Genomic DNA, 22,422 nt, shown 5'->3' with positions numbered 1-22,422 from the left:
ACTGATCATTGATTATGGGGTGCTTGGCGAACAGGGGCGTCCAGCACGGGTCATTTTTCAATGATGAACTTGTAATTTGAGTAGAGACGAAGGGAAAAGACGGGATATGGTCGCTAGCGCGCCAGCTTGGGAGGTTCGCTATGGGAGAAAGCTGGCTGCCTCTGATTTTGCAGTGGTCGTACTTGCGGTATGTGGCGCACAAACCCTTCGTTTCGGAGCTGCAGCGCCCGAATTCGTGACACGAGTTTCGTCAACTCCGATACAAGTCTCGTATTCCATAGTGTCGGCAGTTCTTGTCGTGGCGTGGATCCTTGCCTTGCATTTGGGCGATACCCGCAAACCCCACAATTTCGGTGCTGGTTCAGCAGAGTACAGACGCGTCGTGTCCGCGACCTTTACCATTTTCGGCGCATTTGCTGTGCTTGCGTTCTTGCTGAGAGTTGAAATTGCTCGCGGATACTTAGTCATCGCGCTTCCGCTGGGGCTTGTCGCGCTTATTGTCGAACGATATTTGTGGCGAAGGCGACTTCATATACAACGCCGGTCTGGCAAGAATGTTTACAAGACAATGATCGTTGGCGAAGAGGCAAAAGTTCATCATGTTTTTCGTCAAATGCAAGCAGACCCAAATGCTGGATTTGACGTGGTGGCGGCGGTTATAAGTGACGCAGAGCGTGTACAGGGCGCACTGGGTGACGTGGTCGTCCATTCGTATGATCGGCTACTTGAAACGATCACTGAACGCAGTATTGACACGGTGATTATTACCGCTGCTGACGACATATCACCAGAACGTTTGCAGCAATTGGGCTGGGAACTTGACGTACGAAACGTAGATTTAATCGTTGCGGCGGCACTTACTGATGTCGCCGGACCTCGTATCCACATGCGTCAAGCGACTGGCTTTCCATTGATATACGTAGATTATCCAAAGCTGACAGGGGGAAAACGATTCGCCAAGCGCATCTTTGACATTGTTGGTTCGCTTTCACTCCTTGTTTTGTCGTCGCCCCTGCTTCTTGCGATCGCAGTACTCATCAAGTGCACGAGCCAAGGAAATATCTTCTACGCGCAGGATCGGATCGGCATGAATGGCCGGTTATTCCCCATGTACAAGTTTCGCTCAATGGTGCAAGATGCTGACGACCAACTTGTGTCGTTGCTGGATGCACAGGGAACGAGCGATCGCCCGTTGCACAAAATTAGAGACGATCCGCGAATCACCTCTGTTGGACGTGTGCTTCGAAGATACTCGCTCGATGAATTGCCACAGCTTATAAATGTATTGCGAGGTGGGATGAGCCTTGTTGGTCCACGTCCTCAACGCGAGCGCGAGGTCGCTCTGTATGCGAAATACGATCACCGTAGACTGCTCGTGAAGCCAGGAATTACGGGGCTATGGCAGGTCAGCGGACGCAGCGCTCTCGACTGGAACGATGCTATTCGACTCGACCTCTATTATGTTGAAAATTGGTCGCTGGTGGGCGATCTCATAATTCTTTGGCGCACTGTGCGAGCTGTAGCCGTGGCGGACGGTGCGACTTAGGCGGGTCGCGTTACGAGTTGGAGGTTCGCCATTACTCAGGTCAGATTGAACCGGCCTGGGTTTGCAGGAGGGTGTGATCGAGCAAGAAGTGAATCTGAACATTCCTGCACTCAAGGAGTACGCCCCGAGTTCCAGGCTGGAATTTGTCAAGTCAAGTGAGACAGCTGCTGATTATACGGGGCAATAGGGACTGCTGCACGGATAGGTGACATCTGATCTGGCTTGCCTGGGAGGGCTGGCCTGGAAGGATGGCATCATGCCTAAGCCCTATCCCTCTGAGTTCCGTGACGACGTGGTGCGTGTCGCGCGAAGCCGCGAGCCTGGTGTGACGATCGAGCAGGTCGCGAAAGACTTCGGTGTTCATACGGTGACGTTGCAGAAGTGGTTGCAGCGCGCGGCGGTGGACGACGGGGCGAAGCCCGGTGTGACGCGTAGTGAGGCCGTGGAGCTGCGGGACGCGCGTCAGAGGATTCGACTGCTGGAGCAGGAGAATGAAGTGCTGCGACGTGCGGCGGCGTATCTGTCGCAGGCGAATCTTCCGGGAAAAGGTTCTACCCGCTCGTGACTGAGCTCGCCGCTGCGGGGATCTCCGTGACGGTGACGTGTCGGGTGTTGAAGCTTGCTCGTCAGCCCTACTACCGGTGGCTGGTTGACCCCATCACGCCCAGCGAGGTGGTGGAGGCATATCGAGCGAACGTGCTATTTGACGCTCACAAAGATGACTCGGAGTTCGGGCACCGGCTGCTCGCTGACGAGGCCCGCGACGCCGGGGAGGCGATGGCGGACCGGACTGCCTGGCGGATCACGTCGAACAACGGCTGGTGGAGCGCGTTCGGGAAGAAGCGCGGCAAGAACGGTAAGAAGCCGGGCCCGGCCGTCCACGACGACCTCTGCACTGTGACCGACGAGAACGGCCGGATCAGGCACGAGTTCACCGCTGACAGGCCGAACCATCTCTGGCTGACCGACATAACGGAGCACAAGCCGCGGAGGGCAAGCTCTATCTCTGCGCGATCAAAGACGTGTTCGGAAACAAGATCGTCGGGTACTCGATCGACTCGCGGATGAAGTCAAGCCTGGCCGTCCGAGCACTCGAGAACGTTGTTCAGATGCGTGGTGATGTCGCCGGCTGTGTGGTCCATAGCGACCGCGGATCGCAATTTCGCAGTCGGAAGTTCCTGCGCGCACTGACCCGTCACAGGATGGTCGGATCAATGGGAAGAGTGGCCGCGGCCGGCGACAACGCCGCCATGGAGAGCTTCTTCTCCCTGCTACAGAAGAATGTCCTCGACCGGCGCTCCTGGACAACCCGTGAGCAGCTTCGCATCGCGATCGTGACCTGGATCGAGCGGACCTATCACCGCCGCCGCCGGCAGGCCGCTCTAGGGCGTTTGACGCCCGTCGAATTCGAGACCATCATGAACACGACCGTCGCACTGGCGGCGTGACTAGAAACTGTCACCTATCCGTGCAGCAGTCCCATATTCTTCCGACGCCACAGGGTCATTATTCATGCGTCGCTGACAACCGGGATCATCCGGTACATCGGACAGACCTCGTTGGTCAGCGACGGCATCCGATGGACGTTCGTGTTCAGTGGCACAACCTACAGATCTTGATCCAGCAGAGATCATCATCGACTGCTACTGGCGTCTATCTGCGATCTTCACGGCCGGTACGCCACCCCAGATCTCGTTCTCACCCGTCGATTTGGTCAGCACTGCGTTAGCAGCCACGATTGTGCCTGATCCGACTCGAGTGATACCGGGACCACCGAGCACTTTCGCACCGGGGAAGAGGACGACATCGTCACCAATCTCGATTCGCTCCATTTTCGATTTCGAAGCAGGGACGTGCCCATCCGCGCGTCCGATAGTGACCTGGTGGTAGATGCGTACCCTGTCGCCGATCACCGTTGAAGGGTGGATCACCGTTCCGAGGCCGCGGTGCACCATCTGAAAATCGCTGCCAACACGAACGGATGCGGGAATCTCGATCCCGTAGATAAGGAGAAGTTCACGCACGAGACGGAAGCGGCGACGGGCGACGAGTCGTTCAGTTAGGTTCACGTTTCCATCCTGCCTGTGTCCGACCCACCGTACCTAATCCCTGCAGAAAGCTGGTCATTGTAGCGAGTGGCGCTTGTTGTTAGCGCGAGCCTGGACAGTTGGTGTGTAACTGAATATTTGGCCTTCTGGGTGCCATCGATATTGCGTTTGAGCGCCAGTCATTTGTTTGCGGGGTCGTGTTCGTCAGCGCCGCCCGCTATTTTGAGGGAGGGCCACCTTGTGTAGGCGCCTTCTGCCGCGCGGCCTAATCGCGCTGCAGAAGGAGTAAATACTGATGGTACGCAAGATCCGATCGAAGCTCGTGCTGAGGCTTCGCGCGGAAGGATTCACAGGTCGGCAGATCGCCGCTCAGGGAATGTCCTGGCAAAGCGTCGTGACGGTGATCGATGCTGCTGACCGGAAAGGCGTCAGCTGGGACGATGTCGCGGACGTGTCCGATGCTGAGGTGTATGCGGGTCTGTTCCCCGACCTCGGGGAACATGAGAGCGTGTACGCGCAGCTAGACTGGGTATTCAACGAACGTAGGCCCTGACCTATCCGCGGAGCTGGGTGCGATTCGCCCGATACCATTCCACAGTTGAGCGGATTCCCTTCTCAAAGCTGATGGATGCACGCCATCCCGTTTCAGTCAGCTTCGTAACGTCAAGAAGCTTTTGTGGTGTTCCGTCGGGCTTAGTACTGTCCCAATTGGTAGAACCGTCATAGCCCACAACCCGTGCAACTTCATTAGCAATTTCACGGATCGATGAGTCCATTCCCGTACCTACATTTATCTGCGCCGCACCATCGTAGTTCTCAAGTAGATGCAGACAAGCTGATGACAAATCGTCTACATGTAAGAACTCACGTCGTGGCGTACCAGTGCCCCAGTTAGTCACGGACGAAGCGCCTTCACGAACGGCAAGATCATACCTGCGAATTAGCGCGGGTAGCACATGCGATCCGTGCGGCGAGAAGTTATCTCTTGGACCATATAGATTAGTGGGCATTGCCGAGATCCACGACAATCCGAATTGCCGCCGGACGCTCTGTACTTGGAGGATACCTGCAATCTTGGCAATCGCGTAGGCATCATTAGTAGGTTCGAGTCGACCAGTTAGCAACGAATCCTCGCGAATTGGTTGGGGGGCGTGGCGCGGATAGATGCAGGACGAACCGAGAAAAAGCAATCGCTTGACACGCTGCGCTACCGCAGCGTCCATGACGTTGACCTGTATCTGCAGATTCGCTGAAAGGAAGTCAACCGGGTAGGTGTCATTCGCCATGATCCCACCAACTTTAGCCGCGGCCAGCACAACGTAAGTCGGCTTTATCTCTTCGAAAAACTTGAAAACTGCAGAACGGTCAGTGAGGTCCAAATCAGACGATGAGCGCCCGATAACGTTGTTAAATCCTTCGGCAACGAGCTTCCGGTAGATCGCTGAACCTACCAGCCCACGATGCCCAGCAATATAAATAGCAGCGCTCCGGTCTAGCGGAGTGGCTGTAAACACCTCACCCAACATTAGTTTTCACGCCAGCTTTCAAGCGAGACCTCGTCGCTCCAAGGACGACCTGAATGCTCGAGCATCTCAATGTCAGCATCCACCATAAGTCGCGCTAATTCGTCAGGCCGAACAGTAGCCTTCCATCCGAGCTTCTCTCTTGCCTTGGTTGGGTCGCCAATAAGTGCATCTACTTCAGTAGGTCGCAGATATCGGTCGTCGAAGCGCACGTGGTTCTCCCAGTTCAAACCAACGTAGTCAAATGACAACCTCAGAAAGTCTCGAACGGTGCAGGGGAGCCCGGTCGCCAATACGTAGTCGTCAGGCTCATCAGCTTGAAGCATCCGCCACATTCCTTCAACGTACTCTGCTGCGTATCCCCAATCGCGGATGGCGTCAAGATTACCCATATACAAGTTTTCTTGCCTTCCGACCTTTATGGCTGCGACCGCTCGCGTAATCTTGCGCGTCACGAATGTCTCGCCACGACGGGGAGATTCGTGGTTGAACAAGATGCCATTTACGGCAAACATGCCGTACGCTTCCCTGTAATTTTTGGTTATCCAATAGCTATACAGTTTCGCGGCACCGTATGGAGATCTCGGATAGAACGGCGTTTCCTCGTTCTGCGGCGGTGGGGTGGCCCCGTAAAGTTCCGAACTAGATGCCTGATAGAAGCGAGTTTCTATGCCGGATAACCTTACTGCTTCAAGCAAACGTACGGTCCCGGTTCCTGTCGTGTCTGCAGTGTGTTCCGGCTCGTCGAACGATACACGTACATGTGATTGAGCCCCCAAGTTGTACACTTCATCAGGATCAATCTCAGCAAGCAAGGTGACCAATCGCGCTCCGTCGCTCAAGTCTCCGTAATGGAGGAAGATCTTAGCGCTTGGGTCATGCGGATCGACATAAAGGTGGTCGATACGAGACGTGTTGAATGTGGAAGCTCTGCGAATTAGCCCATGAACTTCGTAGCCCTTTTTCAATAGCAATTCCGCCAAGTACGAACCATCTTGGCCCGTAATTCCGGTTATAAAGGCGCGCTTAGACAACATTCTCTCCTTGTGAATGGCAACCAGAGTCCTTGATGGAGTTCTTGTCCAATCGTCTAATAATGCTTGTAACGATAGAAAGAAACTTGTCTACCGCCACTCGTTCAGACAGTTCATTCTCCTTGTATGCTTTCCCATGCGCACCCAGATTATGACTAAGACTTGGATCTTGTTTTAGACGAACGCACGCGTCTACAAGAGCCCCGGCGTCATCTGCAGGAACCACTATTCCTGCAGATGACGCATTGATTTCATCTGAAGTCGCCCCGTCATCACTGGCACAGGCGATAATTGGTTTCCCCGCGCCGAAGTATGAAGTCAGCTTACTTGGTACGGACATTTCGGCCACCCCTCCACGTTCATTAACTAAGAGCGCGTCAGCTGCGGCGAGCGCGCTTACGAAGAGCACATTGTCCACAGGGTCAACGAATTCAATCGATGTTATTCCGTCAGCGAGCTCTTCCAGGTGGCGCCGTTGATTACCATCGCCAATCAAGACAAATCTAACTCCAGGCGCCTTAGCCGTGGCGATCGAGGCGGCATTTACAACGTTTTCCAACCCCTGTTTCAACCCCATGTTTCCAGCGTGAAGAACGACAAAGTTCTCATCTTCCCACCCAAATGCCGCGCGCGTTTCAACTCGACTCATAGGTTTTCGATCACCTAGGTGGTTCCAATTTCGGACGATCTCTACCGATTTTGGTTCTAGGTGCAACTCTCGGGTCACAAATCGATGAAATCGGTCATGTATGACCACAACTTTTTCGACTAAGCGCAAGCTCAAGGACTCGGTCTTTGCCACGAATCGCGTCACGACAGGCCCACCGATGCCAGTCTCTGCTATTCCGAGGCTGTAAATGTCTTGGACCCACAAAATAGTTGGACGCCGAGTTACGTATGCGCGCACGAGTACAAGTAACGACGCAAAGAACGCTGGCGTAACGGCCACGACCACGTCAGGGCTTTGCCACTGTGCGAACAAAGCTCTGACTCCAAAGGACACCTCAGACAAAAGTCTTCTGAACGCGCTCTGGTTCTTTGGAAGCCAGTGCCGCAGCCGTTGAACTTCGACTTCGCCTTCCAAATAATCTTTACGCCACTCTCCATACCCATCTTGAAACGTCCCCTCAGGATAGTGGGGGTGCCCTGCTATCACATGAACGTCGACCCCCCTATTCGCGAGCCCACGAGCAAGCGCACCAGCGTAAGGAGCGTTACCCGTCGGTTCGGGTGGATAATGAAGCGTCACTAGCGTCACACGTATGGGTCTTGTCATCTCGATAGCAATCTACTGCATTTGAGGTGGAGCGATTTCTCAACATGCCGCAGGTTCTTTTAGCGCGTAGGTGAAGCGACTTCGAAGTAAAAGTTATCTCTAGGCAAAAACCTCTCACTTATTCTCGAGAGTGAACTGCGAGTTCGTGGCGTCGCCATAATCTGCGAATCTCTCATTCAGCTACACCCTCAGGAAACGAGGTCACGCTGTACAGAGTCCTTGGGCGGCTCAAACGCAACCTTGCTTCTTGCTTGTAATCACAGCCCCTATATCCGCGAAAGCGACAATGGGGACGATTCGGAGCAAAACCATCAACCTCCCGTGAGAATCGTCGACTTCACGCGGTGTTTACGCTTGCATCTGCTCGACAACTGGCCCACGGCAAAACGAATGAGCGAAACTCCACGCAGCCGCAGCCGCAGTCGGCACGTGACCGCTGGGCCCGAGAACGGCATGACCAGCCCCCAGTGAATCGATCAGATGCTCCAGATCGGAGGTCACGTCGTCTGACAGGTGAGCCTCTCAATCCCAGGACAGATTCTCAGCCAAATCACATCCGTGAATCGAGAATTAACACCGATATGTCAATCTGTGGCGCTGTCAACAGCTGATGAGTATATTTCTGCAACATCAGCGGCCACAGTGGTGGCGTTTAGTCTGCTGTTCTTGACCAGCGTGACCGCTTCGACTCCTTTGCTTTCCCTTTGCACGAGGCATTCGAGGATCGCCTCTCTAATTTCTGCTGCACTTGTACCATCTACCGCAATCAAGCTATTCGATGGTGCTAGATACCGAAGGAGACCGGCATTGCGATCAATTACAACAGGTACACCGCGCGCGAGCGCTTCCAAGGCGACCATGCCGAACTGCTCGAACTGCGTCGGCAGTACGAGCACTGATGCGTTACTCATGCGCTCATGAACTTCGTTAGTCGGGAGTGCGCCATCGTAAATCAAATATTCTTGAAGTTCATTCTGGGAGATGAACTTCTTGAGTTGGCTAAGGTCACCTTCGTCAGGGCCAATGACTGTGAACCGCGAGATGGGGTCACCAGAGTCACGGGACAGCAATGCCGAACGCGCAAATGACAAGACTCGCTTTCGTGGATGCAATCTGCCTACAAAAAGGGCCTCCGGCATTTTCCTCGAATTAGTATTCTTGTTGAAATCCACGTCGACCCCTATTCCGTTTGGGACTGTATGTAGAGTCGAGTGGCGAGCGCCGAGTCTCTCTAAATTGCGTGCTTCATCTTGATTGAGTGCGAGGACGGCTCGGGAATTCAACAATACTTTTCGAGTGAAGAGTAGATCAATGATTCTGTGTGTCCATCTGGGATCCGGAACTAGCATGCCGTGCGGCTGAATTACGTAGCGCTTCCTCATAAGCATCAAGGCGATTGCTGCAGGCATGGTCGTCAGATCACGCGCAAGATGGACGTGATGAAGATCAAAACTATTTCGGCCACAGATCGTTGCCCAGATCAATGATGGTGTTGCAACACCTGCGAAGGAGCTTCCCAAACGGAACGAATTCCGGGCATCAGTTACGTATGTATCCGAATCGGTGATTGCCCGTTTATCGCCATCCCACCCGGACAATAGGGTTGCCCTGACCCCCAGCCCTCCTAACGACTCACATAGGGTACGCGCGACGGTCGCCGGACCCCCATATGCGCCATTGCCGCTTAGAAACGCAAGTATGTGTCTAACTCTCACTCAATCTCCTTGGGTGGGTCTGCTGCACGGATAGGTGACAGTTATAGTCGTGCCGTCAGTGCGACGGCCGTGTTCATGATGACTCCGAATTCCACGGGCGTCAATCGGCCGGGTGTGTGCTGAAGACGACGTCGATGATAGGTGCGTTCAATCCAGGTCACAATCGCGATGCGTGGCTGCTCTCGGGTGGTCCAGGCTGCAGCGGTCGAGGCCGTTCTTCTGGAACAAGCTTAAGTAGGCCATTATGTCAGTGTTGTCCCCGCATGACGCGACTCTGCCCGTCGACCCGCCGCGGCTTTGACGGGTCAGATCGCGCTGGAATTTCCGGTTTCGAAATTGCGATCTGCGGTCGGAAAGCACGACGCAACGGACGACGTCACCGCGCATCAATGCGGCGCTCTCGAGCGCCTGGGCGGCAAGGCGGGACTTCATTCGAGAGCCGATCGAGTAGTCGACGATCTTGTTCGAGTAGGCATCCTTGATCGCGCAGAGGTAGAGCTTTCCTCCGGAAGCTTGAGCTCCCGTGATCGTTTCAACCTTGTGCTCGGTGATGTCCGTTAGCTTTAACACGTTCGGCCGTCTGCGATGAACCCGTGCAGTTGCAGCCCGTGCGCGTCGTTCACGAAGCAGAAATCATCGTGAACGGCCAGCCCGGGCTTCTTGCCGGTCTTCGCCTCAACTTTCCTACTCAAAGGCCCGGCTACGATTGCGCGGCTCACGCACCTCGTCACTCGCCGAGCGTGTCAGACCAGGCTGCTCACCACCTTCAATGCGTGATTGACGTATCCACTGTTCCGGCGGCGGCGGCCGACGTGCGTGCCAAAGTCCTTCGCGATCTGCGCGAGAGTGACCCGGGATCACGACTCTGTGCCCCACAAACAACGTCTTCGCGGTACTAAGGGAACGACATGGGCATAATGGCATCCTTCCAAGCCAGCCCTACAGGCCAGCAACCTCAGATGTCACCTATTCGTGCAGCAGACCCGAACCTGCCGTCGCTATAAGCGGGAAACTGGGTCAGACCAATTCAAGAAGGCTCTCTGGTGCTTGACAAGGACCTTGGGCCCCAGTCCAGGGGTAAGGGGATCGAGCATCATTCAGCTGCTTTCCCCACAAAACCGCGTGGAACTAGGTAATTTGCGTGGGAATAGGTTCCAAATAGGAACACCACGCCTTCGCACGCCCGGTTCCTGCGCATGCGAGGATTGAAAAGATATTGTCAACGCGCATAGCCGATTGGCCGCGCATGGTTTAACGAAGCTAGTGGAACTTCAAGATGGCGACGAGGCGACACTCCTGCTTCATACTTGCGATCCGTATTTGCTACGCTTTCGATCGTCCCGGCAGAATAACCATTTGGAGCGCGGCTCGTGTCGGCATTGAAGTTTGGAGCCGAAGTGCGTTGACGCAACGACACAGCCATCGGCTCCACCAATATGAGCGGATCCATGCATAATAGAATCATCGGTCAGTTCTTCTGGATCGCGGCGGGTAGGCTAATCGCCGCTGTCCTGCAAGCTGGGTTACTTCTACTTCTCGCCAGATACGTGTCTCCCGCTGAATTCGGACTTGTGTCTTCGATCCTTGGAACGTTGATCGTCGTCCAGTCAATAACCGATCTTGGATTAGCTACGTTCATCGTGAAAACTCGTGCAGCGGACGCGAATGACGGAAGAGCGAGCTATGCGCTTCAGTTGAACCTTCTTATGTGTGTTCTCACTGCCGTGTTGTACGCGACGATCCTGGCAGTACTTGGAATGACAGTGAACCCACTTTTTCTCTCGGCACTACCGATTTCGGTAGCAGGTGGTGCAGAACGAGCCGCTGATTGCCGGATGGGACTCGCGATCGCAGACTCTCGAGCGTATGCGGCCACCTTCAACCTACTGTTACGGCGCGCTCTAGCAATTGCAGCTTTCGTTTCGTTGCTTTCGGTAAGCCTGGCCCCAGTGGCTGCATTCTCACTAGCAGTGGCGCTCGCCGGCCTCGTCTCAGCTCTCACCGCTCAGTGGATTACTCGCGGCTGGGCTCCTAGCATCTCCAATGTTGGAATCTCGAACATATTGCGCGAGTGTCGGCCCTTTTGGATGAATTCGATGGCAGTTCAGGCTCGGAATCTCGACGTTGCAGTCATCGCTGTGTTCTCTGGCGGCGTTCAAGCAGGCTACTACTCAACCGCAAGCCGGCTGCTGTCCCCATTGCGAATGATTCCGACCTCGCTTGCAAGCGTCTTATTACCTGCGGTCTCAAGAAATGGCTATGCGTTGAATCCCGCCCTGAAGTTGATTGGCTGGGTGACGATCGCAAGCCTCGTGATCTATGGCGCAGCGATCGTCGCAGCGCCTTCAGCCATCGATATAGCACTCGGGTCTGGGTACTCCGGGGCAGTGCCAGCCGTTCAGCTTGCGATGGTCGGTCTGCCATTCGCAGGAGCAGCGTCTCTTCTTGGCTCTACGCTACAAGGGCTAGGCAAAGGAAGATCGGTTGCGACCATAGCTACATTGACGACGTTTGTGTGCCTTACTGGTGTAATGGTGCTTGGCGCGACGCATGGTGCGACAGGTGCAGCGGCAGCCCTGTCAATGTCTTTTGTATTGCAGGCGGTCCTATTATATTTTCAGGTTCGCAGGTACCGGAGAAAGACGGGTTCGCTCACGTCAGGAGTAAAGTAAGTGCCAAATTCCAATCCGGTTTTTTACAGCATCGCCGCCCAACCAGACAATCTCGGCGACGTCGTCATTCGCAAAATATTGCTTGACTGGTTGGACGATTCGAAGCGCCCGATGTTCATATTGGTCAGCACGATGCCTGAGAGTTACGTTCGGGCATTCTCCGTCCCTGGCTCGGCCACTTTGATCCGAAATCCTTTTCATTATCAGCTTCGTTTGATTCGCGCACTTTTGGTGGGACGGCCAAGTATAGTTTTTGCTCCCGGACCGCAGATCATCGGTTATTCGGGCCGCGCGCGAGCGAAGTCCGTTGTTAATGCGATCAACTCAATTCTAGTAAAGCTACGCCGCGGTCAGGTTTTGATAGTTGGCCGTTCATACTCGGGAAACAAGGTGATCGCACGATCAGTCGAAAGGATTACTGCTCGCTTGGCTGATTTGTGCGTCGTTAGAGATACCGGGTCTCTTGATACCCTGGCTCTGAAGAGGTTTGTAGCCCCGGATCTTGCTTATTTCAAACCGTCGTCCGGAATCGGCAGTAGTCAGGATCGCCCACAGGTGGCAGTTTCTTTGAGGGGCGACAAGCCAGCCAGCAGTGGCACACTTGAGTGGATTAAGCTGTTTGCTGCATCTCGTGGACTGTCAATTATTCTTGTGACTCAGGTCGCTAGAGACGATGCGCAACATCACAACGTTGCGTCCGAGCTAGGATGCGACGTAGTTGAATGGCAAAGTAACGATTACGTTGCTCAGCTGAAGCGCGTCGAAAACGCATATGCACATTCTGCATTTGTGATTACGGATCGGCTACACGCCGCGATTCTTGGTGCGCGAAATGGTGCTATTCCCATATGTATTGTTCACCCCGGAGTGGACAAACTTCCAAAAACGCTAAGCGTTGTCGGTGAACCCAAGCTGATGGAACCAGAAATCGTGACCCCCATCTTTATAGATAAAGACAATTTCTCTGTAGAGCGGGGAAAAGTAGTCGCTGATGTTGAAGCCGCTTCGGCGCGCCTTGAAGACATACGTGCGATGGTCCTAACAACCCTTAGCGACACCGGCGGTCAAAACCAGATCGAAAGGGGAAGTGATTAACGCCGAGTCGGCCAGCCTTTATATCTGGCCAGTATTAACGACGGTGGTTGGTGCGTTGGCATGGGCATTTGGTACACGGTTCCGCTATGGAGCCGTCCTTGGGCCGTTCTCGTTAGTACTTGCGATACTCACTGCCATTTTTGGGCTTCGTCCGTTATTTATGTTAAACGCCTCTAGCTTTGTCTTCTATGGCAAAAACATATATGACGGCTTCCAAATTGCAAGCGTAATTGGATTTGTTAGCGTTCTCACCTTCGTAGTTGCATTTTGGATTTCTCGCGCTCACAAAAACTTCAACAACAAAGCGCCGATCCTGAAAAGCGAGGAGCGAACGTTGCAAACGCCAGTTCCGGCCAGAGCTACGAGAAATTCATTCTTGCTCTCATGGACAATTCTGGCACTCTGGCTCCTAATCGTCGTAACGCGAGGTGGGGGGCTCGATTACATTGATTTGTTGGCAGAGGGCAGGAGTGCCTTAGCAGCAGAAACACTGCTGGGGGTTCCTACAATAGTGCCAGCCTTGCCGGTCGTAGCCGCGTTGCTTGTAGCGTGCGTCAGGTTTTCAAGAGAACGCACGAGTCTCTACTCACCGCTACTAGCAATTCTTTATTGGGTAACCATTGCGTTGTGCGTGATACCGCCTTCGTTGCTTGGAAACAGGAGATTCCTAATTCCCTGTTTGCTAGCGGGACTAATTGGCGCGTCAGGTCGCCGTTGGCATAATCGCCTCAGTTTACGGACTTGGGTTCTAGGCGCTGCAGGCTTCGTTGCCATCGCAATTTTCCCCTTTGTGAGGAGCGCTGGCTCACGCAGGCAGAGTACGGACCTACTTGGTGCGATGGCAGACTATTTGGATGCAGAAGGATTTCGCGGTGTATTGAACGGGTTCTTTCTCTCATACGACACTGAAATGTTCAATTGGGTTGCGTACTTCGCCCCGCGAATTGGTTCGAACATTTCTTTCGGTTTTGGGCGCGCCACTTTTGGGGAGGCATTCCTCGCACCCTTCCCAGCGACATCCGCCCCGTACGAAAGCTGGAGCAACATGCTCCTTACCTACGCGTTCGGAGCCCCTTGCGGAGTGTCATATTGTCCCGTACCAAGCATTGCAGGGACACTTTACGCTGACCTCGGCTTTGTAAGTCTGGTGATTGGCATGAGTTTTATCGGGTGGAGCTGCGCAAGGTTCGATCCCACGATCGCGACGACTCAGTGGAAACTTGCGACAAGCTTGGCAATTGCGGCATTTGCCCCCGTCATCGCGCGTGGTAATCCCATTTCTCAACTATGGATCATGGCTCAGTGCTGCATCATTCTTTACCTTCTGTTGTTTGCAATCAATAGATCAGTGCGAAAGCGAAAAAGGAGCCGCCATAATTCGGCGGCCGTTAGATTTCCGACAAGTTACTGATGGACCAGATTTAGAAATTACGAGGTGCACATGACTCGCATTGCGATTGTCCAACCGTATGTTCCAAGCTATCGGATCGCATTCTTTGAGAGAGTAATCGCAGAGTTGAAAGCAAATGGGCACGAATGTTTCGTCGTGTCTGGAACCCCTACAGGCGACGCGGCGGTAAGGGGCGACGCGAAATCTCCGTCGTGGCTGAAAGCGCGCACTACACATGAGCTCTCGATAGCAGGCAAAAGACTTCGGTGGCATTCAAGCTGGAAATCATGGCGGAAAGCGGACTATTACGTAGTTGAACTATCCAGCACGTCCATCGATTCATTAGTGACTTTATGGTGCAAGCCGGGGCGCACCATAACCTGGGGGCATGTCAAGTCTTACACTAGTCATCCGAATAAACTGAGTGAGACGATAAAAGTCTGGCAGATGCGAAGAAGCCGACTAACGTTTGCGTACACGCATGGCGGAGCGCGCGAAGCCATCAGTAAGGGATTGTCTCCAGACAAGATCGTTACCTTGATGAATACGATAGATTTGAACGAACTACAACAAGCTGTTGAGACGGCAAGATCGATATCTACTGATGCGGTTCAACTCGAGTTAGATGTTCCACACCCGGAACTCACAGTCTCTATGATCGGCAGCCTTGACAGCTCTAAACGAGTCAAATTTGTCGGAGATGTGCTCGACGAACTCTGGAAGATTGACCGCAAGATATTGCTGTTAGTTGGTGGGCTGGGCAAAGACTCGTGGATGTTAGACGCAGCGTCGAAGCGTGGACAAGTGCGAATGCTCGGGAGAGTCGACTCGATCCTAAAAGCAAAGATGTCCAAAGTCTCCCAACTGCTGATCAACCCTGGCCGAATAGGCTTGATCGCCCCGGAATCTTTCGTACTTGGTTTGCCGATTCTCACAACGGATTGGCCTTTCCACGCTCCTGAAAATGAGTATCTCGAAATAGGTACTGACTCGTTGCTTCTCCCCAACGACCCGCAGAAGTTCGCGGTCACGCTTCGCAATCAAATTCACGATGAAAGTCTGACCGACCTGAGAATGGCCTGCCGTGCGAAATCAGGAACGCCCTCTCTCGAGCACATGGTCAAAGCCTTCAGCGACGGAATCCTTGACGTCGTTGAACGAAGAGACTGAATGATGAATGACTTAGAAGCACGTCGACACGTAGTCGCGCCGAAAGGAAACATGGTTGACATGAAGCAAAAGGCCGTTCCCGTTATTGACCTGTCAAATGCTCCCGGCGAGAAGGCAGCTTGGGATCGTAGCTCCTGGGTGGTGTATTTATGGGCTTGTTGCGAGTTGATATTAATTCGAAACCCATGGCAAGCGAGCTCACGCCTTAGAATTGCAGCATTGAGACTGTTTGGGGCAAGGATTGGCAGGGAGGTCATTTTCCGACCTGGAACACGCGTGAAGTTTCCGTGGAAGCTTCACATCGGTGACCGCGCTTGGATTGGGGAGGACGTGTGGATCCACAATCAAGAACATATATACATCGGCAACGATGTCGTGATCTCGCAGGATACGTTCTTGACCACTGGAAGCCACAAACACAGAAGTGATATGGGACTTGTTGCACGCAGAATAATTATTGACGATGGCGTGTGGGTCACTTCAAGGTGCGTGATACTTGGCGGGTCACGCATCGGGCGCTCCGCTCTCGTGCATCCGATGTCTGTTGTCTCGGGCATTGTGCCGCCCAATGCCGTTGTAAAGCAAGGTGACCTTAGGAATATTGGGAATCGATTCGACATTTGAAGCGCCGCAGGTTTGATGCCGCATCCTCTAATGGTTATTGGTAGGTCTTTTACCCGCTGGCAGGATTGGTGCCGCTCTCTAACGATGTGACTCTGCCGCATTCTGACCGTGGGTCACTTCACGTGTCTTGCAAAAGAATTGTTCGTCGTTGAGAGCGGCCTCGGCCTGGCCTCTTGCCTCGGCCTGATAAAAGGTTGGGCGCAACCGTACGGTTGCGTGCCTCATTAGAGAACTGCCTGACAAGACCACTTCCAGGCCGATGCCACGGTAACGGCGTTCAACTGGATTGGAGAATCACCGTCCTGACAATGGTGACAGAAGCGTACGAGTATGTCGTGGGCATCGATGCTCGCGCTCGCACTCACACGTATGTGATCGTCAATGCGCGAACAGGAGTTCACGTCGATAGCAAGTGCTTCCCCGTCACCGTCGCCGCAATGCGCCGAGCGATTAGCTGGGTTCAGATCAACACAGGTGACCTCGTCCTCGCTGCGGGCATCACAGTCGTCGAAGTGAAACCACCCCGAAGGCAAGCTCAAGCCAAGCCCAGCCGGGTTTGGGCCAGCCACCACGGGAATCATTCTTGCGCCCAATTTGCGCCACGGCAGCTTCCGTTCCGAAGCCGCATTCGCCTCCCTCGCCGGCGCTGCCCCTATGCAAGCATCCTCCGGGAACACCGTGCAACCGCCACGGTAACCGACATCTGACGTTGCCACCTGCGTCGTGTCGGCGCCCAGTATGAGGTCACCTTCGACGTGCCCGAATGCGGTGCGATAGTTTGCCTCGAGGCGACGCTCGCCGATCGGCCGGGCGTTCTTGATCTGGGACCGCCACCGGCCCGAGGCGTGTGGTGCTTGCCGTGACGGATCGGCTGGTGCCGTCGTAAGCGTTGATGGATCTTCTGCGGCAGCGCGTCACAGACGCTATTGAGATATACGGCGTGATAAACCGCCTCGTGGCTGATCTGCATGGTGGAACCCGCCAGGTAGTCACGGCGAAGCGTTCTGGCGACTTGTTCCGGTGACCAGCAACGGGCAAGGCGGACGGAGACATAGCCGCGCAGCACAAGGTTCGTCTGCAGCTTCAGCTTCTGCGGTCGTGCCCTCGCCGGGCAGCTCTGTCGTCGGCATCAAGAGCGCGGTACTTCTTCCGGCCCTTGTTTCGGTTGGTCTCTCGACTAATCGTCGCCGGTGACCGACTCAAGCTCGCCGCGATGCAGCGGATGCTCCTGCCCACCGCGATTCCATGTGAGATCTCTTCGCGCTCCGTGAACGTCAGAGAACTCGCGCTGGCATGCGGCTGTGGGTAGTAGATTCCGCCGCGGGGCTTGTGGATCGCGAACAAGGACCCCGGCAGCACTCCCATCACACGTGAGGTTGAGCTGAAAGAGCGGCCCGATTTCCATAACTCCCAGGCCTTACGGCGTTCTGAATCCGGCAGCCTAGGGCGACCAATCTTGGCCAAGTCATACCTCTTTGGATCAGAGTGTTGCGCTCACGGTTTAAGTCTGAGATGACCAAATTCTCTCCTTGTTAGATCACACCCACCTGCAAACCGAGGCTGATTCACGCTGAGATTCACCTTCATTCGTAAGGGCATGGTTTGATTGTGCTGTGGGAATACGCGCGCGCGGTAAAAAAATGAGACCGCTGCTGAAGAGCTACCGTTTCTGGATTCCAGTAGGAGTATTCGGATTGCTCCTCGTCGTCGGAATAGCTGGCGTCGTCGTCGCATCGAAACTGATTCCCCAAGTAACCGACGCCAAGGACGAGCTTCAGGCCGCATTGCCACTCGCTTCGCAAGTGCAGCAGCAGATTCTTGACGGTGATACTGAAGCAGCGGCCGAAACAGCCGCGAGCCTGCGAGAGCATACGAGCGCGGCGCGCGCGCAGACGACGGGTGACCTTTGGCATCTTGCGGAAGCAATCCCCTTTATCGGCAATAACCTCAAAGCCGTAAGGGTCGTGGCGGAAACCGTCGACGACCTAGCGGTTGATGCGTTGGAACCAGCAACGAAGTTGTCGATCGAGGCGCTGCAGCCCGTGGACGGGCGCATCGACGTCGACGCGATTGCGGATCTCTTACCCTTCATTGACTCAACTGCAGATTCCATCAACAGTGCGCAGAAGAAGCTGGCCGATGTGCCGCGCGACGCGTTGATTGACGAAGTCTCGAGCGGTATTGCCAAACTGGAGACTGCACTGGGCAAGGCGGACACGGCCCTGGAACAGCTCCGTGTTCCGGTTGCGGTGCTCCCTTCGGCGCTCGGTGCAGAAGAACCACGCAACTACTTGATGATTTTCCAAGGTAATTCCGAAGTGCGCGCTGCGGGGGGTAACCCAGCTGCAATGGTTCTCATCCACGTTGAGGACGGCGCGATCGAAATCGCCCAGCAGGCTTCCAGTGGAGATTTTCAAAACTCATGGACCCGTGAGCCTGTAATGGAACTCGATCCGAATGTGGAAAAGGTCTATTCGGACATCATCGGAAAGTACATTCCGAACATCACAAGTACGCCAGATTTTCCAACTACTGCGGCTTTGATGGAAGCGTTCTGGAACGAAGAATTCGATACGCCACTTGACGGCATCATCTCGTTCGATCCAGTCGGGCTCAGCTACCTGCTCAAAGCGACTGGTCCTGTCGGAATGCCAACCGGCGACACGCTAACTGCAGACAACGCCGTTTCGCTCCTGCTCAACGAGGCCTACTTTAGGTACCCAGGCGGCGCAGAGTCAGATGCATTCTTCGCCGCGGCAGCGGCATCCGTCTTCGATGCACTTACCGCGGGAAACGGCGTCCCGAAAGCGATGGTGAGCGCGCTCGTGATGTCTGCGAACGAGGGTCGGCTCATGATGTGGAGCCCGCACGAAGACCTGGCTGGTGCGATAGAGGGGACCGCCCTTCAAGGGGTATTGCCTGCCGACAACTCGAAGAAGACGACGGTCGGCGTGTACTTCAACGACACGACTGGCTCGAAGATGGACTACTACGTCGACGCGAAGATCAGCGCGAGCACGAATCAGTGTGACGTTTCGAACGGCGAATCGCCCACGTTTAAAACTGACGTCACGCTGACAAATTCGATATCTCGGGAAGAAGCGAGCACGCTGCCGGCCTACATCACAGGGGTGCACTACAAACCCGGCGACATCGCGACAGACTTCATCGTCTACGGACCGGTCGGAGCGTCGATTGATTCTTGGACCGTGAACGGTAAGGAGTACTCGGCCAAGGCGACGGGAGAGATTGACGGGCGACCGGTTGTGCGCCTGAATTATGTGCTCAAGCCAGGTGAGTCGGTCACTGTTTCGTACACGATGACGGGGACACCGGACCAGGAGTACGGCGAGTTCGGTATCGACACGACTCCCATGGTGCGGGACACTCCGGTGACGATCACCGGGTGCAAGCCCGAAGAGGACGAATAGCTCGACGACCTACTCGTCGTTGTTGGTCGACCGCAGTTCGTGCTCGGCGGTGTGACTTGGCCGCACACCGCGGAAGACGATGAAGTGGTACAGCAGAAAGCGCGCGATAACGACGATGCCGATGCTGAACAGGTTGATGATGTTCACGACGAGCGGGCCAGCGTCCGGGAAAGTCCACAGGCCCACCCCGACGATCCCCGCGCCCATCAGAGTGCAAATGCCGTTGACGATGAGGAAAAGCACGACTTCGAGGACGCGACCGTGTTTGCCACGATGTTTGAAAGTCCACTCGCGGTTGCCGAAGTACGCGTTCACGAGCGCGATGAGTGACGCGAAGATCTTCGACCACACTCCGTCAACGTGCAGCCCATAGAGAAGAATGTTGAAGGCTGCGATCTCAATCACGGTTGAGAGCGCTCCGATCGTCAGAAACCGTGAGCTGAGCCCGATGAGACGGCGGAGGCGCGGATGATGTGTCATGGCTCGACTACGCTACTACTAGTCCGTTCACATTGATTGCCGGGAGGGTTCGTGCCTCGCAGACACGTCGCCATCGTCATGCCTGCGTACAACGAGTCTGACGGGCTGGAAGCCTTTCTGACAGAGATCGTCGCGCACGTCTCACCCGCTGTCGACAAACTCTCCATCGTGGTCGTCAACGATCGTTCGACTGATGGTACAGCGGAGCTGCTGGCTAGCTTAGGCGAGGCCATGCCCGAGCTGATCGGCATCACGTCTGTGCGCAACCAGGGACACGGGCCGACGGCGCTGGCGGCGTATCGGGCCGGCCTGGAGCTGAACCCGGATGTTGTCGTGCATGTCGATGGTGACGGACAGTTTCTGGGCCAGGAGTTTCCGCGACTGATCGCTGCTCACGAGGAGCTCGGCGTTGATGTGCTTCACGGCGTTCGTCACGGCCGCATGGACCCGTGGTATCGGCAGGTGATCACCGCGCTCGTTGGCGCGGCTGTAGCGCTCGCCGCGGGATCGCGAGTGCCGGATGTGAACACACCACTTCGCGTGTACCGGCCGAGCGCTCTTCGCTTTCTCCTTGCCCTCGTCCCTGAGAACGCGAGCGTTCCCCATGTGCATTTCTCGCTGGCGGAAAAGCGGAGTGGAATGGGAGTCGCCTACGCGCGGGTCAGAAGTATTCCCCGGCGGGGAGATTCGGCGCACGGGACCATGTGGGGGAAGAACCGCACGGCGGCGTTCGTGCCGCCGAAGCGACTTCGAGCGTTCATCTCTGCTGCCGCGCGCGAGGTGTGGAACGTGAGCCTGCGTCCTGGTGCACCTGCGCGTCACGGGGGAGTGTTCTCGTCATGAGGAGGATCAACTGGCGTCGCGTGACGACAGTTGCATTCTGGGCCGTTGTGGTGCTTGCAACTGCTGCGCAAGTGTGGATCGTCTTTCAGGGCGTGTTTTTCATGCGTCTCTGGGAAGACGAAGCATTCAACCTCACGGTGCCGCTCAACTTGGTGAATGGTCTCGGGTACACAAGCGATGGTGCTCTGAGCGGCAGTCAGCTCTCGACTTTCGACCCGCGGATTTCTACGGGCCCGGTCGTCTTGCTCCCGATTGCGGCGGTGATTGCGCTTGGCGCTGACCCGGTCGTCGGTGGGCGACTTGTGGTCTTCGTCTTCTACGGCGCGCTCGTAGCTGGCCTGTGGCTGCTGGGCGGCCGCCTTGGTGGGCGGTGGGCTGCGCTCGCGGCAGTGTGTGTGCCATTGGGTTGGAACACCTGGAACTCTGGCTCGCCGATTCAATCACCGGTGGACATTCTGGGTGAGGTGCCAGCAGCTGCTCTGCTGGTCTGGGCTTTCGTCGTCCTGCGCAAACGCCCGTGGTTGGCGGGGCTGTTCATCGGACTGGCGATGCAGACAAAGCTTCTAAGTGCTCTGGCCGCGATCCCGATTGCACTGGCCCTCTACCTGCTGACGGAAGGGTCGTTCCTGCGGCGTGCAGGTCGAGTGTTGGTCTGCGCAGCGGTTGCTATCGTGCCCAATGTTCTGTACGAGCTGTGGAAGTTGGTTGCGCTGGGGCCTGCTGGGTACTGGAAGAATCTGCACGAGTTCTATTGGTTCTTTACCTCTGGCGGCCAGAACATCGACCCCGTCGACCCGCTGAAGAAGCTGTCAGCGTTGGGGAGCGGCTGGTATTCGCCAACCTGGGCGACGCTCGCTTGCGCCGCGATCGTCGTGGCTGCCGTCGCGTTCATCGTGGTTTTGGCCATTGTTCGGTTACGTGCCGACGACGATAACGAAAGACCGAATAATCGTGAACCTGCCGTGTTCGCGATCGCCGCTGTACTTGGACTCATTATCTGGTTCGGCTGGTGGCTGACATCGACCCACACGCCGAATTGGCCGAGGTACCCGGCCATCGCAATGTACGTTTTCGTGCCGATCATTGTCGCCGTGGCAATCCGGGCGCTCAGCGAGCTGTGGAGAGCGAAAAGCTGGAGGGTGCCCGGGCAAGTTGTGTCAGCGCTGGCGGGGGCTGTGGTCGTGGTGACCCTCGGCGTTCAGACGTGGGGACATGTTCAGATCGCAGACGAGTCGCGGTTCGGAGAGACACTTGCAGATCAACGCGCGATCGCTGCCGACATCTCCCAAGCTGATCTTGATGTCATCGTCACTTCGTGGGGACCGAACGTGTCGCTCATCGTGCTTGCAGGGTCGCGCGTTGTCTTGGACGACGTGCCGAAGTGGGATGGCACTCCGGAGCTGTGGCGAAACTGGGATAGCTCCGCCGAGGGCAAGAAGGAGTTCGCGGAGAAGCTGCGCTCCGACTGCGACGACGTACTCACGAGAGAGAGGCAGTATGCGCTGTGCGCACTGCCCACGAAAGGCTGAGGGCGCTCATCTGAATCCCAGAAGTGGGGTGCTGGCGCGGGGTATG

Annotated in this window: 17 protein-coding genes and 3 pseudogenes; 11 read left to right on the top strand and 9 right to left on the bottom strand. The window is 55.4% G+C overall.

Translation table 11 applies throughout. From position 1 onward, the window contains the following. The first annotated feature begins 106 nt into the window (after positions 1–106). Together HCR84_RS12000 and HCR84_RS11995 are read left to right on the top strand one after the other, a co-directional pair. On the top strand, positions 107–1,546 hold the full coding sequence (locus HCR84_RS12000) for a sugar transferase (protein WP_166980710.1): 1,440 nt from the start codon (positions 107–109) through the stop codon (positions 1,544–1,546). Positions 1,547–1,802: 256 nt separating this feature from the next. Continuing rightward, positions 1,803–2,994, top strand: a pseudogene (locus HCR84_RS11995) (IS3 family transposase). 195 nt (positions 2,995–3,189) lie between these two features. On the opposite strand, the gene HCR84_RS11990 reads toward HCR84_RS11995, so the two are convergent. Next, the gene (locus HCR84_RS11990) at positions 3,190–3,615 is read right to left on the bottom strand and encodes a serine O-acetyltransferase (protein ID WP_166980712.1); all 426 of its coding nucleotides are present in this window, start codon (positions 3,613–3,615) and stop codon (positions 3,190–3,192) included. Positions 3,616–3,889: 274 nt separating this feature from the next. Here HCR84_RS11990 and HCR84_RS11985 point away from each other — a divergent pair, with 274 nt between their 5' ends. Further along, on the top strand, positions 3,890–4,147 hold the full coding sequence (locus HCR84_RS11985) for a hypothetical protein (protein WP_166980714.1): 258 nt from the start codon (positions 3,890–3,892) through the stop codon (positions 4,145–4,147). A 1-nt stretch (position 4,148) separates the two neighbouring features. Here the strand turns inward: HCR84_RS11985 and HCR84_RS11980 are convergent, their stop codons facing one another. The 6 genes and pseudogenes from HCR84_RS11980 to HCR84_RS11960 all read right to left on the bottom strand — a co-directional run bounded on the left by HCR84_RS11980 (position 4,149) and on the right by HCR84_RS11960 (position 9,712). Continuing rightward, on the bottom strand, positions 4,149–5,120 hold the full coding sequence (locus HCR84_RS11980; protein ID WP_166980716.1) for a GDP-L-fucose synthase family protein: 972 nt from the start codon (positions 5,118–5,120) through the stop codon (positions 4,149–4,151). Beyond that, complete coding sequence (gene gmd / locus HCR84_RS11975) at positions 5,120–6,151, bottom strand: GDP-mannose 4,6-dehydratase (RefSeq protein ID WP_166981977.1); 1,032 nt, start codon at positions 6,149–6,151, stop codon at positions 5,120–5,122. Before gmd ends, HCR84_RS11980 begins: the two co-directional genes overlap by 1 nt. Then, entirely contained in the window at positions 6,144–6,800 is a 657-nt protein-coding gene (locus HCR84_RS17665; protein ID WP_244972472.1) for a glycosyltransferase, read from the bottom strand. The genes gmd and HCR84_RS17665 overlap by 8 nt, the downstream gene beginning before the upstream one ends. 36 nt (positions 6,801–6,836) lie before the next feature. Beyond that, positions 6,837–7,427: pseudogene (locus HCR84_RS17820) on the bottom strand (glycosyltransferase); the annotation flags it as partial. 584 nt (positions 7,428–8,011) lie between these two features. Then, positions 8,012–9,142: a glycosyltransferase gene (locus tag HCR84_RS17790; RefSeq protein ID WP_166980720.1), complete on the bottom strand. Its 1,131-nt coding sequence runs from the start codon at positions 9,140–9,142 to the stop codon at positions 8,012–8,014. 147 nt (positions 9,143–9,289) lie between these two features. Further along, positions 9,290–9,712 (bottom strand): DDE-type integrase/transposase/recombinase, encoded by a 423-nt coding sequence (locus HCR84_RS11960; RefSeq protein ID WP_166980722.1) that lies wholly within the window; start codon positions 9,710–9,712, stop codon positions 9,290–9,292. A gap of 878 nt (positions 9,713–10,590) precedes the next feature. Between HCR84_RS11960 and HCR84_RS11955 the strand changes: the two genes are divergently transcribed. From HCR84_RS11955 to HCR84_RS17815, 5 genes and pseudogenes are all read left to right on the top strand, one after another. Further along, entirely contained in the window at positions 10,591–11,814 is a 1,224-nt protein-coding gene (locus tag HCR84_RS11955; protein WP_166980724.1) for a lipopolysaccharide biosynthesis protein, read from the top strand. Next, the gene (locus HCR84_RS11950) at positions 11,815–12,909 is read left to right on the top strand and encodes a polysaccharide pyruvyl transferase family protein (RefSeq protein ID WP_166980726.1); all 1,095 of its coding nucleotides are present in this window, start codon (positions 11,815–11,817) and stop codon (positions 12,907–12,909) included. Positions 12,910–14,350: 1,441 nt separating this feature from the next. Beyond that, positions 14,351–15,469 (top strand): glycosyltransferase family protein, encoded by a 1,119-nt coding sequence (locus HCR84_RS11945; protein ID WP_166980728.1) that lies wholly within the window; start codon positions 14,351–14,353, stop codon positions 15,467–15,469. A 51-nt stretch (positions 15,470–15,520) separates the two neighbouring features. After that, positions 15,521–16,093 (top strand): LbetaH domain-containing protein, encoded by a 573-nt coding sequence (locus HCR84_RS11940; protein WP_244972470.1) that lies wholly within the window; start codon positions 15,521–15,523, stop codon positions 16,091–16,093. Between the two features lie 564 nt (positions 16,094–16,657). After that, positions 16,658–16,789, top strand: a pseudogene (locus HCR84_RS17815) (transposase); the annotation flags it as partial. 387 nt (positions 16,790–17,176) lie between these two features. On the opposite strand, the gene HCR84_RS17810 reads toward HCR84_RS17815, so the two are convergent. Then, complete coding sequence (locus tag HCR84_RS17810) at positions 17,177–17,557, bottom strand: helix-turn-helix domain-containing protein (protein ID WP_491562674.1); 381 nt, start codon at positions 17,555–17,557, stop codon at positions 17,177–17,179. Positions 17,558–17,706: 149 nt separating this feature from the next. Between HCR84_RS17810 and HCR84_RS11925 the strand changes: the two genes are divergently transcribed. Beyond that, positions 17,707–19,524, top strand: a complete 1,818-nt coding sequence (locus HCR84_RS11925; RefSeq protein ID WP_166980732.1) for a DUF4012 domain-containing protein — start codon at positions 17,707–17,709, stop codon at positions 19,522–19,524. A gap of 9 nt (positions 19,525–19,533) precedes the next feature. Here HCR84_RS11925 and HCR84_RS11920 read toward each other — a convergent pair whose 3' ends face one another. Beyond that, positions 19,534–20,004: a GtrA family protein gene (locus HCR84_RS11920; protein ID WP_166980734.1), complete on the bottom strand. Its 471-nt coding sequence runs from the start codon at positions 20,002–20,004 to the stop codon at positions 19,534–19,536. Between the two features lie 51 nt (positions 20,005–20,055). On the opposite strand from HCR84_RS11920, the gene HCR84_RS11915 reads away from it, so the two are divergent. Both HCR84_RS11915 and HCR84_RS11910 read left to right on the top strand, forming a co-directional pair. Continuing rightward, a complete protein-coding gene (locus HCR84_RS11915; RefSeq protein ID WP_166980736.1) occupies positions 20,056–20,847 on the top strand; it encodes a glycosyltransferase family 2 protein in 792 nt (263 codons plus the stop codon). Positions 20,848–20,867: 20 nt separating this feature from the next. After that, the gene (locus tag HCR84_RS11910) at positions 20,868–22,376 is read left to right on the top strand and encodes a glycosyltransferase family 39 protein (protein WP_166980738.1); all 1,509 of its coding nucleotides are present in this window, start codon (positions 20,868–20,870) and stop codon (positions 22,374–22,376) included. Positions 22,377–22,422: the final 46 nt, after the last annotated feature.

The organism is Paramicrobacterium fandaimingii (assembly GCF_011751745.2).
GTDB classification, from domain to species: Bacteria; Actinomycetota; Actinomycetes; order Actinomycetales; family Microbacteriaceae; genus Paramicrobacterium; species Paramicrobacterium fandaimingii.
The sequence above is the reverse complement of the archived record's forward strand: the minus strand, read 5'-3'. Positions and strand labels throughout refer to the sequence as shown.

Coding starts and splice junctions, on each gene's coding strand:
- HCR84_RS12000 (WP_166980710.1), top strand. CDS start 107: ATGGTCGCTAGCGCGCCAGCTTGGGAGGTTCGCTATGGGAGAAAGCTG.
- HCR84_RS17665 (WP_244972472.1), bottom strand. CDS start 6,800: ATGAGTCGAGTTGAAACGCGCGCGGCATTTGGGTGGGAAGATGAGAAC.
- HCR84_RS11980 (WP_166980716.1), bottom strand. CDS start 5,120: ATGTTGGGTGAGGTGTTTACAGCCACTCCGCTAGACCGGAGCGCTGCT.
- HCR84_RS11945 (WP_166980728.1), top strand. CDS start 14,351: ATGACTCGCATTGCGATTGTCCAACCGTATGTTCCAAGCTATCGGATC.
- HCR84_RS11985 (WP_166980714.1), top strand. CDS start 3,890: ATGGTACGCAAGATCCGATCGAAGCTCGTGCTGAGGCTTCGCGCGGAA.
- HCR84_RS11955 (WP_166980724.1), top strand. CDS start 10,591: ATGCATAATAGAATCATCGGTCAGTTCTTCTGGATCGCGGCGGGTAGG.
- HCR84_RS11920 (WP_166980734.1), bottom strand. CDS start 20,004: ATGACACATCATCCGCGCCTCCGCCGTCTCATCGGGCTCAGCTCACGG.
- HCR84_RS11940 (WP_244972470.1), top strand. CDS start 15,521: ATGGTTGACATGAAGCAAAAGGCCGTTCCCGTTATTGACCTGTCAAAT.